We start from the raw sequence: 19,948 nt of genomic DNA on the forward strand, positions 1-19,948 counted from the left end.
GCAGTCAGGGTGACTTCAATGTCGATCAGCACTTGACCAGCGAAGGCATAGTGCACCTGCGCATTCAAGGAATCGGCCAAGCCTCGCTCACGTAAGTGCGCCCCCAGTGCGCCGGGGCGGGCGTTGTTGATCCAGGTGCAAAGAAATTCCGCGGCCCGCTCGTGACCTTTTGGCAATCGGTCGGCCGCTAACATCACATGCAGCCGGCGTCGCTCGACGTGCGTGAGGCAGTCTGCGAGACCTGACGCTATCAACACGGGGGCTTCACTCGGCTCAACCTTTGCGCCCCTGGCGAAATATTCGCCACAACCCGTCGCCAGTGCCTGCAGGTCGTCCAGCGGCTGCGGCCCGCTAAGGCTCAAGGTCATCTGGCCCGCCTGATAGTACGTCCGGAAAAACCCTTGCAAAGCCTGCTGAAAGCCCTGGCGCAAAACGGGCAGGCTGAACCGGTTGCCGGCGTGAAAGCCACGCAGTGGGTGGGCCGCTGACAATGACTGGAGGCGTTTGATCAGGCTGCGGGAGGCCTCGTCACGCGACCAGGCGATGAATTCGGCATGCAGCACCTCGCGCTCTCGAAGCTGATCGTCCAGCGACAGGCGTGGGTTTGCGAGCATCTCGCACAAGCGTTCGAGCCCTCCCGCAAATGCAGGGGGTGGGAGTTCGAAGAAGAAATCGGTCGTGCGCTCGCGCGTGCTGGCATTCACCTGGCCGCCATGCCGTTGGACGTAGGCCATCAGATGTTCGCCTGCAGGAAAACGCTCGGTTCCTAGAAAGAAAAGGTGTTCAAGGAAGTGGGCAAGCCCTGGCCATTGTGAAGGCACATCGTGGCTGCCCGCTGCCACGCGCAATGCTGCAGCGCAGCGTTTCAAACGCGGCGCCGAACACAGCACGACGCGCAGCCCGTTGGGCAAAGTCAATGTGCGAAGACGGGATGAAGCTGACGCAGACATGACGGGTTTCCGCAGCGACACAAGCAAGTGACTGCTCATGCTAGCGGATTAGCTCCTACGACGCGTAGCGCCTTGTGAGGTCAGCCGTTGTGCTCTTCCGCCAAAGGCAATCAGGGCTCGCCCAGCCCCGAATAGAATGCCGGGCGACGATCCTTGAAATAGGTATTGATCGCCTGTGACTCACTCATCGACGCCCGATCCAGCTCCGCGATCAGCAGCACGTCGTCCCTTCCGGCCAGACCGATTTGCTGGCCATCCGGCGCGCAAATGCTGCTCTGTCCGCAGTAGTGAATGCTGCCTTCGCTGCCGCAGTAGTTGGCGTACACCAGATAGCACTGGTTTTCGAAGGCGCGTGCGCGGACGGTGACCTGCGCTACAAAATCATAAGGCGCCATGTTGGCCGTCGGAACCAGCATGAGGTCGACGCCCGCCAGGCCCAGCCGGCGGGCGTTTTCGGGAAACTCCACGTCATAACAGATGAGAAATCCCAGTTTCCAGCCATCCATCTCCACCACTGGGAAATGCGCATCACCTGCGCTGAACATCGATTTGTCTAGCTCGCCATACAGATGGGTCTTGCGGTAATTGCAACGTCGCGCGCCTTGCGCATCGATCATCTGCACCGCGTTGTACACCTGACCGTCATCGCTCAGCTCAGGGTATCCATACACGATGGCAATGCCGCTGCTCCGAGCGATGTCACGGATCGTCTGTGCCGCCGGACCATCGCTGGGTTGCGCCAGTTCACGCGCGGCCCGAGCCCCGATGTTGTATCCACTCAGAAACATTTCGGGAAAGACCACCAGCGCCGCGCCTTGGCTGGCCGCTTCTGCTGCCTGAACGCGCAGACGCTCCAAGTTGTCGGCAACCTCCAATGGGTGAGGCGAGCATTGGTACAGGGCTACGCGCATGGAGTTCTCCTCATTCCGGCAGCTTGATCGGGCCGATTGCCTCGAACACATCACCCGGTCCGGGGTTTTCCGCGTGGGTCTTGCCGCCGAAGTGGTTCATGATCCCCCACACCGCATTGAGCGACGTTTGCACGGCGCCTTCCACCCAGGCCGGTGTCCAGGACACGTCGTCCCCAGCGATGAAAATGCCCCGTTGTTCTGCAGGCATGTCCTTCTGCATGAAGTGGGCGTACATCCGCTGGTTGTACCGGTAGTGCCCTGGCAGGGCACCTTTGAAGGCGCCCAGGAAATGCGGGTCCGCTTCCCACGACACAGTGATCGGATCTCCGATGATGCGCGCAGCGATGTCCACTTTCGGATAGATCTTCTTCAGTGCACCAAGGGCCAGACTCACGCGCTTTTCCACCGGGTGCGGCAGCATTTTCAGCGCATCGCTCATCCATGAGTACGACAGGCAGATCACCCCCGGTTTTTCTGTGCCATCCGCGTAGGTGCCGTTATCGAACAGGTAGGTCCCACGCGTCAGTCGGTCGGTGAGGGTCATGCTCATCAGGTCACGACCGGTCTCAGGATCTTTGTCTTTCCAGAACGGCCGATCGACCATGACAAAGGTCTTGGACGACTGCATGTAGCGGGTGCGATCCAACGCCATCCACATCTTTTGCGAAAATAGCGACTCTTCGCATTCGATCTGGGTGGTCAGCAGCCAGCTTTGGCAGGTCGCGAGGACGGCGTCGTAATAGCGGGTATCGCCCCAGTTATCGGTCAACGCGAACTTGCCATCTTCGGCACGGGCGATGCGTTTGACGCCCGCGCGCGGCGCGCCATGATGCAAGGTGGACAGACTGGTGCCTTCCGGCCAATGTGCGCAGCGTTCGGGAACGTGGCGCCAGATGCCCAACGGCACCTGCTCGACACCGCCGACGATCAGGTGCTGATGATCGTCGCAGTTGGTCATGACCACTCGGAAGATTTCCAGCATCGAGTTAGGGAAGTCCGAGTCCCAGCCTCCGGTGCCGAACCCGACCTGGCCAAACACTTCGCGGTGGTAAAACGACAGCTTTGCAAACGCCTTGGAAGTGGCGACGAAGTCGTAAAAGGTACGGTCATCCCACAGGGGAACGAGGGTGTTCCACAGTGCTTTCAAACGCGTCACGTCACGGTCGCGAATGGCCTGTTGGATGTCGGCGAACTGAGCACCGTCTTCCAGTGCATCCGCCCAGGCGTCAGCCACTTCCTGAAACAGGGCAGGCAGATCCGACAGCTTCTGTGCGTAGTAGGTCGTGCCTTCCAGATCGATGACCGTGCTGCTCGACGCGGCGGTCAGAGGGTTCGGAAAGGGTTTCGACTCCAGGCCCAGCTTGTCAACGTAGTGATAGAACGCGGTGGAGGAAACCGGGAAACGCATCCCGCCGAGTTCGGCAATGATGCCCTCAGCGCCTTCGAACTGCTGCGAGCGCAACCGGCCACCCATCTTGGACGCCTCATAGACGACGGGTTTGAGGCCAAGCTTCATCAATTCATAGGCCGCCACCAGCCCGGCGATGCCAGCCCCGACAATCGCCACTTCCTTGCCCAGGTTTTCGCTCGGAATGCTGCCCAGGCCCGCAGGGTGCTCGATCCATTCATCGAACGCGAACGGGAAGTCCGGGCCGAACATCGTGATGGGTTTCTTGCCGTCGGCGGGGTGGCGGTTGTTTTTCATGACTGACCTTGTTCGGCGTTAGCGCGGGAAGAGGAAAGTCTAGATAACAGTTCAAACATTAATAAGACGCAGAATGTCGTCGTTATGCAGAGAGTCTGAGCAATATGACGAGTCCACTATGCATTCTGCCGGTTCGCATTCACTTGTGAGCACACAGGTGGGCAAGACAGAGCTTGTGACTTAAACGGGCTGACCCCGATCGATCTTGCTGCTGAGAATGATCGACGTGGTGGTTTTTTCGACGCCATCGACGCTGCCGATCAGATCGAGCAACTGGTCCAATTGTTCGGGCGAATCTGTCCGTAGCCAAGCCACGTAATCGAACTCGCCGCTTACCGCGCACAGCTGTTGCACTTGCGCCAACGCACTCAGTCGCCGGAGCACTTCCTTGCCAGAGCGGGGCTGAACGGTGATTCCCACATAGGCCTGCAGGCCGCCATCGACCACTCGCTGACTCAACCGCACACCGTAACCCGTGATGATTTTGCTCTTTTCCAAGCGCGCCAAGCGCGAGGTCACCGTTGTACGGGCGATCCCCAACTGTCGAGCGAGGTTGGCCACGGGTTCACGTGCGTTGATCTGCAGAGCTGCGATCAATTGGCGATCGAGTTCATCGAGGACAGTGGGACGGGGTTCAGACAAGGGCGGCTCTCCTTCTTAAAGCGGTGATGGTAACCGTTACCCTCGAAGCGGTCAGGACTCTCCACTTGTCTGATTGAAATGATCATTTATTTGCTCGAATTGCGCATAACTATCCTGTGCGTTAGGCTGATGTGAGTGGTTTGATCATTTGCGTGATCATTTCGCGCAAGACTTCTCAGCGTTTGTCGCGTCACCCATCTGCCGTACCTATAAAAACAAGGAGAGCTCTCATGGCCCAGATTCCAATTAAACGCAGTATCGAACGCGTACCCGGCGGCATGATGATCGTGCCGCTGCTGATCGGTTCGCTCGTCGCGACCTTCCTGCCCGACATGCCGAAATTTTTCGGCTCGTTCACCAACGCGCTGTTCACCGGGTCGCTGCCGATCCTGGCGGTGTTCTATGTGTGCATGGGCGCCAGCATCGATATCAAGGCCACACCTTACCTGTTGAAGAAAGGTGGCGTGCTCTTCGGAACCAAGGTTGGGACTGCGATCGTCATCGGCGTCATCATGGGGCAATTCCTGGGCGAGCAACCGATCACGTCGGGTATCTTTGCCGGGCTTTCGACCCTGGCTGTCGTGGCGGCCATGAACGACACCAACGGCGGTCTTTACATGGCGCTGATGGGCCAATACGGGCGGTCCGAGGATGTTGGCGCCTACTCGGTGATGTCGCTGGAGTCCGGGCCATTCCTGACCATGGTGACACTGGGCGTCGCTGGATTGGCGGCTTTTCCATGGCCGACGCTGGTGGGCGCGATCCTGCCGCTGCTGCTGGGCATGTTGCTGGGCAATCTGGATCGCGAAATGCGCGAATTCCTGGCCAAGGCGGTGCCGGTGATGATTCCTTTCTTCGCCTTGGCGTTGGGGGCCAGTCTGGACCTGCATAAGGTCTGGCAGGCAGGTTTGCTCGGTATCGGTCTGGGCCTGGCCGTGGTGGTGTTGACCGGCATTCCGCTGTATTTCGCCGATCGCGTATCGGGCGGTACCGGCGTGGCGGGCGTCGCAGCAGCCAACACGGCAGGCAACGCAGCGGCCGTGCCTGCGCTAGTCGCTGCAGCGAATCCGGTGTACGCCGAAGCGGCCAGCTCCGCGACGTTGCTGGTCGCCGCGTGCGTAGTTGTCACCGCCGTGCTGTCACCGATTCTCACCGCGTCTGTCGCCAAGCGCTACAAAGAGCGTCATGCCGAGAAGAGCGCCGAGGTAGGCGTGGAGCGGGAGGTCGCTCGATGACATTGCTGATCATCGCCGACGACCTGTCGGGCGCGGCAGATTGCGCAATCGCCTTCGCAGGCGCCGGTCTGGATACCGTCGTTACTCTGGACGCCGCCCATGACACCGGCGATGCCAGTGTCATTGCCGTCGACACCGACACCCGTCGCTTGCCAGGGGCCGACGCGGGCAAGCGCACGCTGACGGCTTATCAGGCCCTCATCAAGCCAGGACGGCGCTTGTACAAGAAAATCGACTCGACCCTGCGCGGCAATTGGGCGGCGGAAGTCGCCGCGCTTCAACCCCATGCCGGGCTGGCGATCATCGCCCCGGCGTTTCCGGCTACAGGGCGCACCACGCTGTACGGTCAGGTCTGGGTCAACGGTCAGCCGCTGGACAGTACCGACACTTGGCAGCTCGAACACGCAGGTCGCTCTGCCGACATCGCTTCCATGCTGGACGAAGCCGGTTTGCATTCTGCTCGTTTGCCTTTGGCGGAATTGAGAGGGGATCGCGCTGCGCTGGCGGGGCATCTTGCCGAAATCGGTCGCAGTGGAGCGCACGCCTTGATCGTCGACGCCGAAACCACAGAGGACCTGCAAACCCTCGCCGAGGTGACGGCTGCGCTGTCCGAGCCCATGTTCTGGGTCGGGTCCGGCGGCCTGGCGCGTGAAATGGCACGGTTACCCGGCCTTGCCCAGACCGCTGCTGCGCGTCGTGTGGCCAAGCCCGAAAAGTTTGCGCCGACGCTGGTGCTGGTCGGCAGCCTGTCCAGCGTGTCGGAACGGCAGTGCGCAATGCTCAAGGAGCGTGCCGCCATCAGTGAGCTGGTCGTGCCCCCTGCCGTCTTGCGCGAAGGGATGGCCCACCCCGATTGGGCGGGGTGGGGGATTCGTATCGGGCAATGCTTGCGTCGCGGCGAAGATCTGCTGCTGCGTATCGGCCGTGACGAGGCGTTCGATCCTGCCGAAGGGGCGCGTTTATCGACGCTGCTCGCGGCACTGGTCCGCCCGCATTTCGCCCATGTCGGTGGCCTGATCGCCACCGGAGGGGAGACCGCCCGCGCCATGCTGGCCGCGGTGGGCATCGGCAGCTTGCAACTGCAGTGCGAAATCGAAGCGGGCGTCGCGTTCGGGCGCCCGGTCTCCAGCCAGGAAGGCCATCGGCCCGGCGTGGTCACCAAAGCCGGTGCCTTCGGCACAGACCACGCGCTTTACGCAGCCTGGCTGCACATGAACAACGTTGTAGAGTCCGCGCAATCCGTTGCGGACACTGTCTCGAATCCCGCGATCCAAGGTAATCAATCATGAGCACTTATCTGCCCGTCATCGGCATCACCATGGGCGACGCTACTGGCGTGGGCCCGGAAATCATCGTCAAGAGCCTTACTCACGACGTGGTGTATCAGCAATGCCGTCCGCTGGTCATCGGCGATGCGGCGCGCCTGGAACTGGCCAATAGCATCGTCAAAGGCAGCTTGAAAGTGCGTCGCATCAACGAGGCATCCGAAGCCCGGTATGAGCCCGGGACCATCGACTGCATCGACCTCAACCTGATCCCTCACGACCTGCCGTTCGGCAAGCTGTCACCGATTGCCGGTGATGGTGCGTATCAGTACATCGCACGGGCCGTGCAGCTGGCAGAAGCGGGCCAGATCGACGCCATTTGCACCGCGCCGCTCAATAAAGAGGCCCTGCACGCAGGGGGGCACAAGTACCCTGGCCATACGGAAATGCTCGCGCACCTGACCCACGTCGAAGAGGTGTCGATGATGCTGGTCGCGCCGCAACTGCGCGTCATCCATGTCACGACCCACATCGGCATCATCGACGCGATTCGCAAGATCGAACCGGGGCTGGTTCAACGCACCATCGAGCGTGGTCATGCAACGCTGGTTAAGGCGGGTATCGCCCGGCCGCGCATCGGCGTGTGTGGCATCAACCCGCACGCAGGTGAAAACGGCCTGTTCGGGTATGGCGAGGAAGAGGAGAAGATCATCCCAGCCGTGAAAGTGCTGCAAGAGCAGGGGTTGGACGTGACGGGCCCGCTGCCCGCCGACACCCTGTTTTTCCGCGCCGGGCGTGGGGACTTCGATCTGGTGGTGGCGATGTATCACGATCAGGGCCATGGCCCCGTGAAGGTGCTGGGCCTGGAGGCGGGCGTGAACGTCACGGTGGGTCTTGAGGTGATCCGTACCTCGGTCGACCACGGCACCGCGTTCGACATCGCGGGCAAGGGCATCGCCGACGAGCGCAGCCTGCTGGAGGCATTGCGTCAGGGGGCCGAGCTGGCTACACGTCGAGGGTGAGGGCGTGCACCCTGGTCGTGTAAGATCATCGACCTTTCGCCAACGAGGCCGTACATGAAAGCCACCGACCGTCATCGCGCCATTCTCGAACTGGTGCGCGCGCGCGACACCAACGTCGAGCAACTGAGCGCCGCACTCGGTGTGTCGGAAGCCACGGTGCGCCGGGATTTGACGGCGCTCGCCAAGCAGCGTCATCTGGTGCGCACCCACGGCGGCGCGACGGCGCTGATCGGCGTCCATGAGCCTGAGGCATCCCTCGAGGAGCGCAAGGCCACTCAACGGGACCAAAAAGAAGCCATCGCCAAGGCCGCTGCCCTCCACGTGCAAGAGGGTGACACGGTGCTGCTGGACGGCGGCACCACCTGCGCGGCGCTGGCGCTGCATCTGTGCTCGCGGCAGAACCTGCACGTCGTCACCAACAACCTCATGGCCGTCATGACGCTGGCGAACGCACCGGGTGTACGCCTGACGCTCATTGGTGGAGACCTTCGCGGCTCGAGCATGAGTACGCTAGGGCCGCTGGCGGAGCTGACCCTCAGCCGTTTGAGCGTCGACAAGGCGTTTCTCGGCGCTGACGGCGTGGTGGCGGAGTTCGGTCTCTGTGAGGCCAGCGACCAGCAGGCTTACCTCAAGGAATGCATCATCAAACGCGCCGCTCAGGTCTTCGTGCTGGCGGACACCGACAAATTGGGGCGCGCCCGGCAACAGCATTGGACGCCCATCGAGCGTGAGTGGACTTTGATCACCTCTTCCGAGGCAGACGAAAGCCTCCTGACACCCTTCAAAGCGGTGACGCAAATCGTGGTCGAGACGGTAGGCCCCTGAGTGGTTGCGCCAGCGCTTTGAAGGGTTGACCTGTAGGACTTTTCTGCGCGACTGGCTTTTTGTCATTCATCTGTCACCCCCGGCGTGCCTAAATTCCGGCCTGATCCTCTGAAGCCAGCCCGGGAGCCTGTCATGACACTGGACCTTTCCGAAACCGCCCGCTACATCCAGGCCGATCTACTCGACAGCTTCGACGAAGAGTTGGAGATGGAATACGACGACGCTCGCCTCGACGGCTTGCTTTCCGATCTGGGGGAGGACGTCCCAAAGGGCATGGACCGACGGCTGTACTTCCGCGAGCTGCTGCGCCTGCAAGGGGAGTTGGTCAAGCTGCAGGACTGGGTCGTCAGCCAGAAGCTCAAAGTGGTCGTGCTCTTTGAAGGGCGCGACGCAGCAGGCAAGGGCGGCGCCATCAAACGCATCACTCAGCGCCTCAACCCGCGGGTCTGTCGGGTGGCTGCGCTGACTGCGCCTAGCGAGCGCGAACGAACGCAGTGGTACTTTCAGCGCTACGTCGCGCATCTACCGGCCGCCGGGGAAATGGTGCTGTTCGACCGCAGCTGGTACAACCGCGCGGGCGTCGAGCGTGTGATGGGCTTCTGTGATGAGGGCGAGTACGAAGAGTTCTTTCGCACGGTCCCAGAGTTCGAAAAGATGTTGGTCCGTTCCGGCATCATCCTCATCAAGTACTGGTTTTCCATCACGGATGACGAACAGTACCGTCGCTTCCTGATGCGCATCCATGATCCGCTGAAACAGTGGAAACTGTCGCCAATGGACCTGGAATCCCGCCGCCGTTGGGAAGACTACACACGGGCCAAAGAGGAAATGCTCACCCGGTCTCACACCGATGTGGCGCCGTGGTGGATAGTGGAAGCCGATGACAAGAAACGCGCACGGCTCAACTGCATCCATCATCTGCTGCAACAGATCCCTCGCGGGGACGTTGAGGCGCCGCATGTGATCCTTCCGGAGCGCGAATACAACGCCAATTACCTGCGGGCGCCTGTGCCTCGGGAAATGGTGGTTCCTGCGGTTTACTGACCGAGGGTGAAGAAGAAGGAGGAGACGTTCAGATCTTCCACTTTGTGGCGGTCTTCGCCAGCCGCTGCTGCAGCCCTTCAAGGTTCAGCGCCAATTGGCGGTTCATCAATTGATAACCGAGCACTTCCGCCGAAACGGCAGGTGCCTCCGGCCCAACCGCCAAGGATTCGCTGGGCTTCTCCAGGCGCTCGGTCGCACCACTTTGCAGCGCCCGCGCCATGCCTACGAATAGCCGCCGGATTCTGCGCTGCTCGGCATTCATCCCGGCGCTGCCCAAGTCGGCAGGACGCAGGTTCGACAGGATCTCGAGGGTGCTGAGGCACATTCGAAAATGCCCCTGAATCGCGTCCAGTTCGACCAGCGAAATCTTCACCTCCTTCGACACCGACGGCATCAGCGAGCGCAGTTGCAACATCGTCGCGTTCAATTTGCCGGTCAGCTTCAGATGTTCGTCGGCGCTGATCGATTGCCCGCTGCTGATCCGCTCGTACACCTTCGCGCAGTCGCGCAACCCACTCGCCAGGTTATAGCGCCAGGAGTACACCGCATACAGTGGTAACGCGAAGGAAAACGCCAGGGCCAGCGCGATACCAATCAAGATGTCCACCGTGCGCCACAGCCCATCGGTGATCGGGTTGTCGCCGTGACCCGCCACGATAAACAGCGTAATCGCCGACAACAGCGCGGTGTAACCGCCTTTACCGATGGCGTGATAGGCGAAGAAACCGCAAATCAGCGACATGATCACGTACGTCAGCAGCGGCAGCCCGAGGTAACTCTGCTGCGCCACTACCGCCAGCCCCAACGCCGCGCCAATCAGCGTCCCGTAGGCCCGCTCCACCGACTTCTTGCCGATGTTGCCGTGGTGCTGCAAACCGCCGATCACGATCAACATCGTCACCGACGCCCATTCCCCATGGGGAAGGTGCATTCCTGTGGTCAACAGGATAGAAACCAGCAACCCCACAACAATCCGCCCCGCATGGATGTAGCGGGCATGGCGATAGCGACGGTAAGGGTCAAGAAGCGGCCGCAGAACGCGGCGCAGGAGCAGGGGGAGCGGAAATGTATTCATGGGCTTACTGACAACGGCTGACGACAAAGTATCCCACGGGGCAGTCGGTGGATTCACCTATGTCAGCGTTACGGTCTGCCGAGGAGATGTGTCGAAATGGCGCTGATGAAATCTCAGAGCCAGCGGAGCATTTTTCAGCACGCGGATCGGGGTTTTCGGACGCGAAAAAGCCGCGCATTGCGCGGCTTTGAAGGTGGTGGGCCCACACGGACTCGAACCGTGGACCAAAGGATTATGAGTCCTCTGCTCTAACCAACTGAGCTATAGGCCCTCAGTCTGGCCGCGGATTATAACGACGGTTTCCCTGCTGTGCTATCCGAAAAGTCTGAAACGGTGATACGAAGGAACGTCGCGCAGAATTCGTCCGGCCGCAGGGGTAGGCTGACGATGTAGCCCTGGATCTGTTCGCAGCCTTCATCGGCGAGGAATTGCTGTTGTTCGAGGTTCTCCACACCTTCTGCGATGACGGTCAGTTGCATGCTGCGGCCCAGGGCGATGATGGCGCGTACGATGGCGGCGTCGTGGGGGTCGTCGGGGAGCCCGCGGACGAAGGACTGGTCGATTTTGAGGATGTCCAACGGCAGCCGCTTGAGGTAGCTGAGCGATGAGTAGCCGGTGCCGAAGTCGTCGATGGCCAGTTGCACGCCCAGTTTTTTCAGGCGGTGCAGCACTGACAGCGCTTCTTCGGTCTGGGACATGATGAAGTTTTCGGTGATTTCCAGTTGCAGGCAGCCGGGTTGTAGCGCGTAGCGCTTGAGCAGTTGTTCGATGCGGTTGACCAGATTGGGCTGGCGCAGTTGGGCACCGGCCAGGTTGACCGAGAGCGGTCCGAAGACGTCGTAGGCCTGATTCCACTCGTGGAGTTGTTGGCATGCCTGATCGAGCACCCATTCACCGATTTGCAGGATCATGCCGTTTTCTTCGGCCAGCGGAATGAACCGCTCGGGTGGGACTTCGCCGAACGTGGGGTGGGTCCAGCGAATCAATGCCTCGGCGCCGACCAGGCGCTGTGTCAGCAGGCTGACCTTGGGCTGGTAGGAGAGGGTGAATTCGTTGCGTTCGATGGCCCGTCGCAGCTCGTGCTCCAGCGCGATGCGTTCACTGGCTTGGGCCGTGAGGTCGCGGGTGTAGCTCTCCACCCGGTTACGCCCTTTGGCTTTGGAGCGGTACATCGCGGCGTCGGCATTTTTGATGAGCGTGGCCACGTCTGCGCCGTCGGTGGGAAACAATGCGGAGCCGATGCTGGTGCTGATGAAAAACTCGTGCTCTCCCGCTTGGAAGGGCGCGGAGAAGCTGTTCAGCAGTTTGGTGGCGATGACTTCGGCATCGTGACCGGTTTGTAAGCCGGGCAGCAGGATGATGAATTCGTCTCCGCCCAGTCGCGCGACGGTGTCGATGTCACGCAGGTTTTCTTTCAGGCGTTGGGCGATGCCTTTGAGCAGCAAGTCGCCTACGGGATGGCCGAGGCTGTCATTGATGTGTTTGAAGCGATCGAGGTCGAGAAACAAGACGGCGCCCAGGCTCTGCGCTTCTTTGCTGTGCACCAGCGCGGCGTGCAGGCGACTCTCGAAAAGCGTCCGGTTGGGCAGGCCCGTGAGCGGGTCGTGATGGGCCTGATAGTCAAGCCGGGCCTGGGCCTGTTTGAGGCTGGAGATATCAGCAAACACGGCAACGAAATGGGTGATGAATTTGTCACGGTTGCGCACTGCGCTGATGGTCAGCCAACTGGGATACACCTCGCCATTCTTGCGCCGGTTGCTGATTTCCCCCTGCCAGTGACCTTCAGCGGTCAACTGGTACCACATCGCGGCATAGAACGCGCTGTCGTGAAGGCCGGACGCCAACAGGCGAGGCGTTTCTCCGATCGCCTCGCCTTCGCTGTACCCCGTGATCTCACTGAACGCCCGGTTCACCGCGTTGATGCGTTGACGTGTGTCGGTGATCAGGACGCCCTCAGCGGTGCTTTCGAAAACGGTGGCCGCCAACTGCAGCTTTTCCTGCATTTGGTAGCGCTCTGTGATGTCTCGAGCGATGGTCAGCATGCAGTCCTCGCCACCAATGGGCAGCGGTCGCGATGAGATTTCACACAGGCGGACCTGACCATCCCTACGTCGAATGTGGCTGGTGAAGTCTTTGACGAAGCCGTCGCGGCTCAACTGTTCCAGAAGCTGCTGCCGTTCGTTGAGGTCCACCCAGATGCCCAGGTCAAGCGTGGTGCGTTCCAGCGACAGCGCGCTGTGATAACCGGTGATGCGGCTGAAGCCGTCGTTGATCTCCACAAGCATGCCGTCGCTTTGCCGGGTGATGAGCATGCCGTCGGGCGAGGAGTGGAAGGCTTTGGCGAATTTCTCTTCGGACAGTTGCAGTTGTTGCTGCGCTTCTTTGAGGGGGGTGATGTCCCGCACGACCACGACGACGGCAGGTGTGGAATCCAGATCGAACGGCTCGGCGGAGAGCAGGCCGGTGAATGTCTGGCCGTTGCTGCGTCGAAAAGGCATTTCAAGGTTGCGAATGCTGCCCTTTTGCAAGCGCTGCAGCAGGCTCGGGCCGATGTCCGGGATGCCCCATATGTTGAGTTCGCTCGGCGTTCGGCCAACGACGCTGTCGGCATCGAGGCCAATTTGCTCGACAAATGCCCTGTTCGCCTCGAGGAAGCAGCCATCGGAGAGTCTCGCGATCACCAGGATGTCGGGGCATTGAGCGAAGACCGACGCGAATTTGCCTTCTGAGCGACGCAGGGCCTCTTCGGTCTGCTTGGCTTCGCTGATGTCGATCATCAGCCCGCGCATGATCGGCTGATGGCCGTAGCTGATCAAGGTGACGAGGTCGCGCACCCACAGGACTTTGCCCTCGGCATCGATGACGCGGTAATCGAGACTGTGGTCGTTGCCTTGGGCCGTCTGCTCGTCGCAGTACGTCTGAGCCCATTTAAGGTCTTCGGGATGAACGATGCTGCGCCAGAAGCCTGGTTTGCGCCATTGATGAAGGGGGTAACCCAGCAGGTCTTCGGCGTGGGGAGAAACATAGCTGTAGGAATAATCCTGGACGTCAGCTTCCCAGGCGATGGCCGACAGGCTCTCGATCATGCCGCGATAATGGTACTCGCTGCTGCGCAGTTCCTGCTCCAGCGCGACCCGGCGTGAAATTTCAGAACTGAGCCGGCGGTTGATGCGCACGACGACGGCCAGGATCGACGACAGCAGGAGAAGGCCGGGCAGCCCATAGAGCACGAAGTCTTTCCAGAACCTCGTCGAATCGGCAGGGCGTTGTGGCGCGGCAGAGGTATCGGCTGGACGCTGCTCGACCGCTTCGGTGGGAGTGATGGCCCCCTGCGTGGGGCTGCCGACGTCTGTAGGACGGGCGCTCTCGGCTACGGGGAGCGATGCTGTCTTGCTGATGCTCATGGTTTCAGGCGACGCAGCGTCCTGACTCTGCATTGAATCCCGTTGTGGACTTTGCCAAGTCAGCGCTCCCTGCGCAGGCGCCGATGTTCCAGCGTACGCTGACCCCGTCAAACACAGGAAAACAATGGCCGGCATCCAAAACATGGCAGCCCCAATCGCTTCGGTGGTGAGATGGAGTCGAGTGTAGCCGGGCTGAGGCTCGGTGGCACAGTGCGAAAATCTTATTCCTGAAAATGCAAAACCCCCGGTGCGGCCGGGGGTTTTGTTTTAACGTGGATCGCTTACTCGTCCAGGAACGAACGCAGGTGTTCGCTTCGGGTCGGGTGGCGCAGTTTGCGCAGGGCCTTGGCTTCGATCTGCCGAATACGTTCACGGGTTACATCGAACTGCTTACCGACTTCCTCAAGGGTGTGGTCAGTATTCATGTCGATGCCAAAACGCATGCGCAGCACCTTGGCTTCTCTGGCAGTCAGGCCCGACAGCACTTCGCGCGTCGCTTCTTTCAGGCTTTCCACAGTGGCGACATCGATAGGCGACTGCATGGTCGAGTCTTCGATGAAGTCACCCAGATGCGAATCTTCGTCATCGCCGATCGGGGTTTCCATGGAGATCGGTTCTTTGGCGATCTTCAATACCTTGCGGATCTTGTCCTCTGGCATTTCCATGCGCTCACCCAGCTCTTCCGGGGTCGGTTCGCGGCCCATCTCCTGCAGCATCTGGCGGGAGATACGGTTGAGCTTGTTGATCGTCTCGATCATGTGCACCGGGATACGGATGGTGCGGGCCTGGTCGGCGATCGAGCGCGTGATGGCCTGACGGATCCACCAGGTGGCATAGGTCGAGAACTTGTAACCACGACGGTATTCGAACTTGTCCACCGCCTTCATCAGGCCGATATTGCCTTCCTGAATCAGGTCGAGGAACTGCAGGCCGCGGTTGGTGTACTTCTTGGCGATCGAGATCACCAGACGCAGGTTCGCTTCAACCATCTCTTTCTTCGCACGGCGGGCCTTGGCCTCACCGATCGACATGCGACGGTTGATGTCCTTGATTTCCACGACGCTCAAGCCGGTTTCTTCTTCCAGAGCGCTCAGCTTCTGCTGGCAACGCTGGATGTCTTCCTGCAAGCGGCTGATGGCCTCGGCATATTTGGTCTTGCCCTTCGCCAGTGCTTCGGTCCAGCCTTGATCGACTTCGTTGCCCGGGAACTGGCGCAGGAAATCGGCGCGAGGCATACGGGCATCACGGACGCACAATTGCATGATCGCGCGTTCCTGGGCACGCAGGCGCTCCAGCGCACCGCGAACGGTCTCGACCAGGTTCTCGAACTGCTTCGGAACCAGTTTGATCGGCATGAACAGCTCGGCCAGGGCCAACAGTTCGTCGTTGGCCGGCTTGCTGCCACGGCCATGCTTTTTCAACGCCTTGACGGTGACAGCCAACTGGTCGGAGACGGCACCGAAACGTTGCGCAGCGACGACCGGATCCGGACCGCTTTCGGTCTCTTCCTCGTCATCGCTGTCGCTTTCTTCTTCCTCGTCGTCGTCCGCGTCATCGGCCTTGCCGGCTTTCTGATCCATCGGCAACGGCGCTTCGGCAGGTGGCGCAATGCCGTCGTCCGGGTCGATGTAACCGCTCAGAACGTCGGACAGCCGACCGCCCTCGGTGGTCACGCGATCGTATTCGGACAGAATGTGCTCGACGGTACCCGGGAAGTGAGCGATGGCGCTCATCACCTCGCGGATACCTTCCTCGATGCGTTTGGCGATTTCGATTTCGCCTTCACGAGTCAGCAGCTCAACCGTACCCATTTCACGCATGTACATGCGCACGGGGTCGGTGGTGCGACCGATGTCGGTCTCTACCGCTGCCAACGCGGCGGCTGCTTCTTCCGCAGCGGCCTCGTCGGTATCGGCGTCGGCCAGCATAAGGGCGTCCGCATCCGGAGCACTCTCGTGTACGGGGATCCCCATGTCGTTAATCATGCGGATGATGTCTTCCACCTGCTCAGGATCTGAAATATCCTCAGGCAGGTGGTCGTTGACCTCGGCGTAAGTCAGATACTTCTGCTCACGGCCCAGTTTGATCAACTCAATAATACGAGACTGCTGTTGCGCTTTTCCGGACATAACACCCTATCCACTGAAGGTCTTGGCGGGCAAAAAACAAGCCGGGGATTATACCCGAGCTAGGACCTCACGCGCCAGTTGAGGTCGGGGTTTGTGCAGGAAGATTGCGATTCAACAGGTTGAGCAGCCGAACTTTTTCCTCGGCGCTCAGCCCTGTCTGCCTTTCCTTCCTGATCAATTCATCCAGGTGGCGCTCGCGTTGGCGAGCGGACAACCTAGTTATAGTGTCGAAAAACTGTTGTTCAAGGTTATCGGCCGCGATCAGCCATTCCTTTTCCGCCAGTTGTCTTAATAATTTCCCTTGTTCTGTCCCATGCCATCGCGCGATGAGTTGCATGGATTTGAGCTTCGGGTTTTTCTGCATGGCTTCGATCAAAGCGACTAAAAGCTGCGAAGTGCTGTGCTCTTCATCGGCGAACGTGCTGGCATTGGCTACCTTCGCCGACAGGTCGGGGTGATGCAGCAATGTTCTCAATGCGGTCAGGATCGGCGCTTCCACGCCAATCGGAACCCGACGTGGTTCGAAGTCGGGCCGCTTGCCGTTCTTGTCCCACTTCTTGCCCTTGTCCCAGGGTTTGTTTTCCCATTTCTTTTTCTGGCCGCTGCCCGAACTCTGAGTTGTCCATTCCTTGGCCGACTCATACGGGTCCTGCGGCTGATAATCGCCATAATCCGGTATCGAATCGTAGTCGAGGCCCGGGTCAAACGGTGGCGGCGCTTCGGTCGGGGCCGACTGCGCCAGTTGGTTCACCGTGGCCGCATCCAGGCCGGTGATTTCCTTGAGTCGTCGGCGCATCAGTTCGCGCAGGTTCGCACCGGGTACTTTTTCGATCAGCGGTGCGGCCAGCGTGACCATGTGCGCCTTGCCTTCCAGGGAGCGTGGGTCCGCCTCCTTGGTCAGTTGCTCGAAAAAGTAGTCCGCCAAAGGCTGCGCATGCTGGTTGATCCTGGCTCTGAACGCGTCAGTGCCCTCGGCGCGAATCAGGGTGTCCGGGTCTTCGCCCTCCGGCAGGAAAAGAAACCGTGCCCGGCGCCCGTCCTGCAAGCTGGAAAGCGTTGCTTCCAATGCCCGCCATGCTGCGTTTCGCCCCGCCTGGTCGCCATCGAAACAGAACAGCACGTTCGGGACGACACGAAACAGTCGCTTCAAATGCTCTTCGCTAGTGGCGGTGCCCAGCGTGGCGACGGCATTGCGCAGGCCTTGTTGAGCCAGCGCAATGACGTCCATGTAGCCTTCGACCACAATGATTTCATCGAGGTTGCGATTATGTTTGCGTGCCTCGAACAGGCCATACAATTCCTGGCCTTTATGAAATACCGGTGTCTCCGGAGAGTTCAGGTATTTCGGTTTGTCGTCGCCCAGTACCCGCCCACCAAAGGCGATGACCCGGCCGCGTGTGTCGCGGATTGGGAACATCACGCGGTCGCGGAAGCGGTCGTAGCGCTTGCCGGTCTCGGCGTTTTCGATCAGCAGGCCAGCATCAATCATGGCTTTCTGCTGAAGGGTATCGCTGCTCAGGTGCTTGTAGAGGTTATCCCAGCCGGGCGGGGCAAACCCCAGCCCGAAATCCCGAGCGATCTCGCCTGACAGGCCGCGGCCTTTCAGGTAATCCACGGCTGCTTTGCGCGTGGGATGGTTTTTCAGTGCGGCGCGGTAAAACTCGGCGGCAGCGGCCAGCAGTGGATAGAGCGGCGAATCCGTGGGTTGCCGGGCCTTTTGGCCTCTGACGCCCTGCTCCCGCGGTACTTCCATACCTGCGGCCTTGGCCAGTTCCTCGACAGCCTGGGGGAAGTCCAGGTTGTCGTGGTCCATGATGAACCCGAGGGCGTTGCCGCCTGCGCCGCAACCGAAGCAGTAATAGAACTGTTTGTCAGGGCTGACGCTGAACGATGGCGTCTTTTCCTTGTGAAAAGGACAGCATGCGCTGAAATTCTTCCCGGTTTTCTTGAGTTGTACGCGTGAACTGACAACATCGACGATGTCGGTGCGGTTCAGAAGGTCGTCAATAAAACCTTGGGGAATCAATCCGGCCATGGCGTTCTCATCATCAGGCGCCGCGCCAGCAAGATCGTGGCGAATCCAAAGCGTAACGACGGTTGCTTGGTCAGTGTAGACGGGTCAACGTAGCCTGGCTCAGGCTGGAAGAATATGACGAGGCTTGTCGTGAAGGCGTTGATAACGCTGAAAGCCACGTCGGTGCAGCGTGGAGCAAGATCTGTAACTGCCGACAGCCCGGCTTTAGGGCCGGGCGGGGCAGAAACTTGCGACGAACGTCTGTATTAGTACAGACGAACGGCGCGGCGCTGTTCGCGCTGAACTTTCTTGGCGTGACGCTTAACAGCAGCAGCTGCCTTGCGCTTACGCTCGGAAGTTGGTTTCTCGTAAAATTCGCGGCTACGAACTTCGGCCAGAGTGCCGGCTTTCTCGCAGGAGCGCTTGAAACGACGCAGAGCTACGTCGAAGGGTTCATTCTCTTTAACTTTGACGGCTGGCATCCAGAGCTACCTTCATTCATTACCGGGGTCGACGCCTCGCACAACGCTTGTACAGAGTACGCCGGTTTTAAGGGTTGCGGATGTTAACTCCTCGGCGCGAGGAATGCAAAGCCTCTGATCGAAAAGCACTGGTCGCAGGCATGAGTGGCGACTATCATGCGCGCCTTCGAAATCAGCCTCCACAAGGCGTACCCCATGCTAGTACTGGGTTTGGAAACTTCCTGCGACGAAACAGGCGTTGCGCTGTATGACAGCGAACGCGGTTTGCTCGCCGATGCATTGTTCAGCCAGATCGACCTGCACCGGGTCTACGGTGGCGTGGTGCCGGAGCTGGCCTCCCGCGATCACGTCAAGCGCATGCTGCCCCTGATCCGACAGGTGCTGGCCGAAGCGGACTGTGCCGTGACCGAGATCGACGGCATTGCCTACACCGCCGGCCCCGGCCTGGTGGGCGCTTTGCTGGTCGGTGCCTCCTGCGCTCAGGCGTTGGCCTTTGCCTGGGATATCCCGGCGCTCGGGGTTCACCACATGGAAGGCCATCTTCTGGCGCCGATGCTGGAGGCGCAACCCCCCGAGTTTCCGTTCGTCGCTTTGCTGGTGTCCGGTGGCCACACCCAACTGGTCAGGGTCGACGGTATCGGCCTTTATGAGCTGCTGGGCGAAACGCTGGATGATGCCGCCGGCGAGGCGTTCGACAAAACCGCGAAGATGATGGGGCTCAATTACCCAGGTGGCCCGGAAATTTCGCGTCTGGCGCTCAACGGTAAGCCGGGGCGTTTCGCGTTCCCGCGGCCCATGACCGACCGTCCGGGCCTGACCTTCAGTTTCAGCGGTCTGAAAACCTCCGCCCTGAACACCTGGCAGCAGTGCCAGAACGCTGGGGACGACGGCGAGCAAACCCGTTGCGACATCGCGCTGGCCTTCCAGGACGCGGTAGTGGAGACTCTGACCATCAAGTGCCAACGCGCGCTCAGGCAGACTCAGCTACAGCGGCTGGTCATCGCCGGCGGCGTGAGCGCAAACAAGGCGCTGCGACGTTCGCTGGAGCAGATGCTGCACGGCTTGGGTGGCAGCGTCTACTACGCGCGCCCCGAGTTTTGCACCGACAACGGAGCAATGATCGCGTTTGCAGGATGCCAGCGGTTGCTGGCCGGCCAGAAGGACGACCTGAGCATCAGCGTCCAGGCCCGTTGGCCGATGGAGCAGTTGCCCGGGTTATGACGTCTGGGCAGGCAGAGAAAAGGC

The 19,948-nt window shown here is 60.4% G+C and carries 14 protein-coding genes, 1 tRNA gene and 1 pseudogene; 6 read left to right on the forward strand and 10 right to left on the reverse strand.

Annotated elements, in window-relative coordinates; genetic code table 11:
- From pqqF to DBP26_RS23605, 4 genes are all read right to left on the reverse strand, one after another.
- Window positions 1–950: pyrroloquinoline quinone biosynthesis protein PqqF (gene pqqF, locus DBP26_RS23590; protein ID WP_108239991.1), on the reverse strand; the 950-nt coding region annotated here is incomplete at its 3' end.
- 110 nt (window positions 951–1,060) lie between these two features.
- Entirely contained in the window at window positions 1,061–1,861 is an 801-nt protein-coding gene (locus tag DBP26_RS23595; protein WP_108239934.1) for a carbon-nitrogen hydrolase family protein, read from the reverse strand.
- A 10-nt stretch (window positions 1,862–1,871) separates the two neighbouring features.
- Window positions 1,872–3,566 carry an NAD(P)/FAD-dependent oxidoreductase gene (locus DBP26_RS23600; protein WP_108239935.1) on the reverse strand — a complete coding sequence of 565 codons (1,695 nt, stop codon included), beginning with the start codon at window positions 3,564–3,566 and terminating at the stop codon, window positions 1,872–1,874.
- 180 nt (window positions 3,567–3,746) lie between these two features.
- Entirely contained in the window at window positions 3,747–4,208 is a 462-nt protein-coding gene (locus tag DBP26_RS23605) for an Lrp/AsnC family transcriptional regulator (protein WP_108239936.1), read from the reverse strand.
- A gap of 230 nt (window positions 4,209–4,438) precedes the next feature.
- On the opposite strand from DBP26_RS23605, the gene DBP26_RS23610 reads away from it, so the two are divergent.
- From DBP26_RS23610 to ppk2, 5 genes are all read left to right on the forward strand, one after another.
- The gene (locus DBP26_RS23610; protein ID WP_108239937.1) at window positions 4,439–5,443 is read left to right on the forward strand and encodes a 2-keto-3-deoxygluconate permease; all 1,005 of its coding nucleotides are present in this window, start codon (window positions 4,439–4,441) and stop codon (window positions 5,441–5,443) included.
- Window positions 5,440–6,732, forward strand: coding sequence for a four-carbon acid sugar kinase family protein (locus DBP26_RS23615; protein ID WP_108239938.1), 1,293 nt, complete (start codon window positions 5,440–5,442; stop codon window positions 6,730–6,732). The genes DBP26_RS23610 and DBP26_RS23615 overlap by 4 nt, the downstream gene beginning before the upstream one ends.
- Complete coding sequence (gene pdxA, locus DBP26_RS23620) at window positions 6,729–7,730, forward strand: 4-hydroxythreonine-4-phosphate dehydrogenase PdxA (protein ID WP_108239939.1); 1,002 nt, start codon at window positions 6,729–6,731, stop codon at window positions 7,728–7,730. Before DBP26_RS23615 ends, pdxA begins: the two co-directional genes overlap by 4 nt.
- 54 nt (window positions 7,731–7,784) lie before the next feature.
- Window positions 7,785–8,555: a DeoR/GlpR family DNA-binding transcription regulator gene (locus DBP26_RS23625; RefSeq protein ID WP_108239940.1), complete on the forward strand. Its 771-nt coding sequence runs from the start codon at window positions 7,785–7,787 to the stop codon at window positions 8,553–8,555.
- Between the two features lie 132 nt (window positions 8,556–8,687).
- Window positions 8,688–9,599 carry a polyphosphate kinase 2 gene (ppk2, locus tag DBP26_RS23630; RefSeq protein ID WP_108239941.1) on the forward strand — a complete coding sequence of 304 codons (912 nt, stop codon included), beginning with the start codon at window positions 8,688–8,690 and terminating at the stop codon, window positions 9,597–9,599.
- A 28-nt stretch (window positions 9,600–9,627) separates the two neighbouring features.
- Here ppk2 and DBP26_RS23635 read toward each other — a convergent pair whose 3' ends face one another.
- The 6 genes and pseudogenes from DBP26_RS23635 to rpsU form a co-directional block, all read right to left on the reverse strand.
- The gene (locus DBP26_RS23635; protein ID WP_108239942.1) at window positions 9,628–10,674 is read right to left on the reverse strand and encodes an FUSC family protein; all 1,047 of its coding nucleotides are present in this window, start codon (window positions 10,672–10,674) and stop codon (window positions 9,628–9,630) included.
- Between the two features lie 194 nt (window positions 10,675–10,868).
- Window positions 10,869–10,945, reverse strand: a tRNA-Ile gene (locus DBP26_RS23640).
- 16 nt (window positions 10,946–10,961) lie between these two features.
- Window positions 10,962–13,919: pseudogene (locus tag DBP26_RS23645) on the reverse strand (EAL domain-containing protein); the annotation flags it as partial.
- 440 nt (window positions 13,920–14,359) lie between these two features.
- Complete coding sequence (gene rpoD / locus DBP26_RS23650) at window positions 14,360–16,207, reverse strand: RNA polymerase sigma factor RpoD (protein WP_108239943.1); 1,848 nt, start codon at window positions 16,205–16,207, stop codon at window positions 14,360–14,362.
- 67 nt (window positions 16,208–16,274) lie between these two features.
- Entirely contained in the window at window positions 16,275–18,242 is a 1,968-nt protein-coding gene (gene dnaG / locus DBP26_RS23655) for a DNA primase (RefSeq protein WP_108239944.1), read from the reverse strand.
- Window positions 18,243–18,487: 245 nt separating this feature from the next.
- Window positions 18,488–18,703, reverse strand: coding sequence for a 30S ribosomal protein S21 (gene rpsU, locus DBP26_RS23660; RefSeq protein ID WP_108239945.1), 216 nt, complete (start codon window positions 18,701–18,703; stop codon window positions 18,488–18,490).
- 195 nt (window positions 18,704–18,898) lie between these two features.
- Between rpsU and tsaD the strand changes: the two genes are divergently transcribed.
- Complete coding sequence (tsaD, locus tag DBP26_RS23665) at window positions 18,899–19,924, forward strand: tRNA (adenosine(37)-N6)-threonylcarbamoyltransferase complex transferase subunit TsaD (protein WP_108239992.1); 1,026 nt, start codon at window positions 18,899–18,901, stop codon at window positions 19,922–19,924.
- The last annotated feature ends 24 nt before the right edge of the window (window positions 19,925–19,948 follow it).

This window comes from Pseudomonas sp. RIT409 (genome assembly GCF_003052515.2).
Classification (GTDB): Bacteria; Pseudomonadota; Gammaproteobacteria; order Pseudomonadales; family Pseudomonadaceae; genus Aquipseudomonas.

Excerpts from the sequence above, each read along its gene's own strand:
- DBP26_RS23595 (WP_108239934.1), bottom strand. The coding sequence starts at position 1,861 with ATGCGCGTAGCCCTGTACCAATGCTCGCCTCACCCATTGGAGGTTGCC.
- ppk2 (WP_108239941.1), top strand. The coding sequence starts at position 8,688 with ATGACACTGGACCTTTCCGAAACCGCCCGCTACATCCAGGCCGATCTA.
- rpoD (WP_108239943.1), bottom strand. The coding sequence starts at position 16,207 with ATGTCCGGAAAAGCGCAACAGCAGTCTCGTATTATTGAGTTGATCAAA.
- tsaD (WP_108239992.1), top strand. The coding sequence starts at position 18,899 with ATGCTAGTACTGGGTTTGGAAACTTCCTGCGACGAAACAGGCGTTGCG.
- DBP26_RS23610 (WP_108239937.1), top strand. The coding sequence starts at position 4,439 with ATGGCCCAGATTCCAATTAAACGCAGTATCGAACGCGTACCCGGCGGC.
- dnaG (WP_108239944.1), bottom strand. The coding sequence starts at position 18,242 with ATGGCCGGATTGATTCCCCAAGGTTTTATTGACGACCTTCTGAACCGC.
- DBP26_RS23625 (WP_108239940.1), top strand. The coding sequence starts at position 7,785 with ATGAAAGCCACCGACCGTCATCGCGCCATTCTCGAACTGGTGCGCGCG.
- DBP26_RS23635 (WP_108239942.1), bottom strand. The coding sequence starts at position 10,674 with ATGAATACATTTCCGCTCCCCCTGCTCCTGCGCCGCGTTCTGCGGCCG.
- DBP26_RS23615 (WP_108239938.1), top strand. The coding sequence starts at position 5,440 with ATGACATTGCTGATCATCGCCGACGACCTGTCGGGCGCGGCAGATTGC.
- DBP26_RS23600 (WP_108239935.1), bottom strand. The coding sequence starts at position 3,566 with ATGAAAAACAACCGCCACCCCGCCGACGGCAAGAAACCCATCACGATG.
- pdxA (WP_108239939.1), top strand. The coding sequence starts at position 6,729 with ATGAGCACTTATCTGCCCGTCATCGGCATCACCATGGGCGACGCTACT.
- rpsU (WP_108239945.1), bottom strand. The coding sequence starts at position 18,703 with ATGCCAGCCGTCAAAGTTAAAGAGAATGAACCCTTCGACGTAGCTCTG.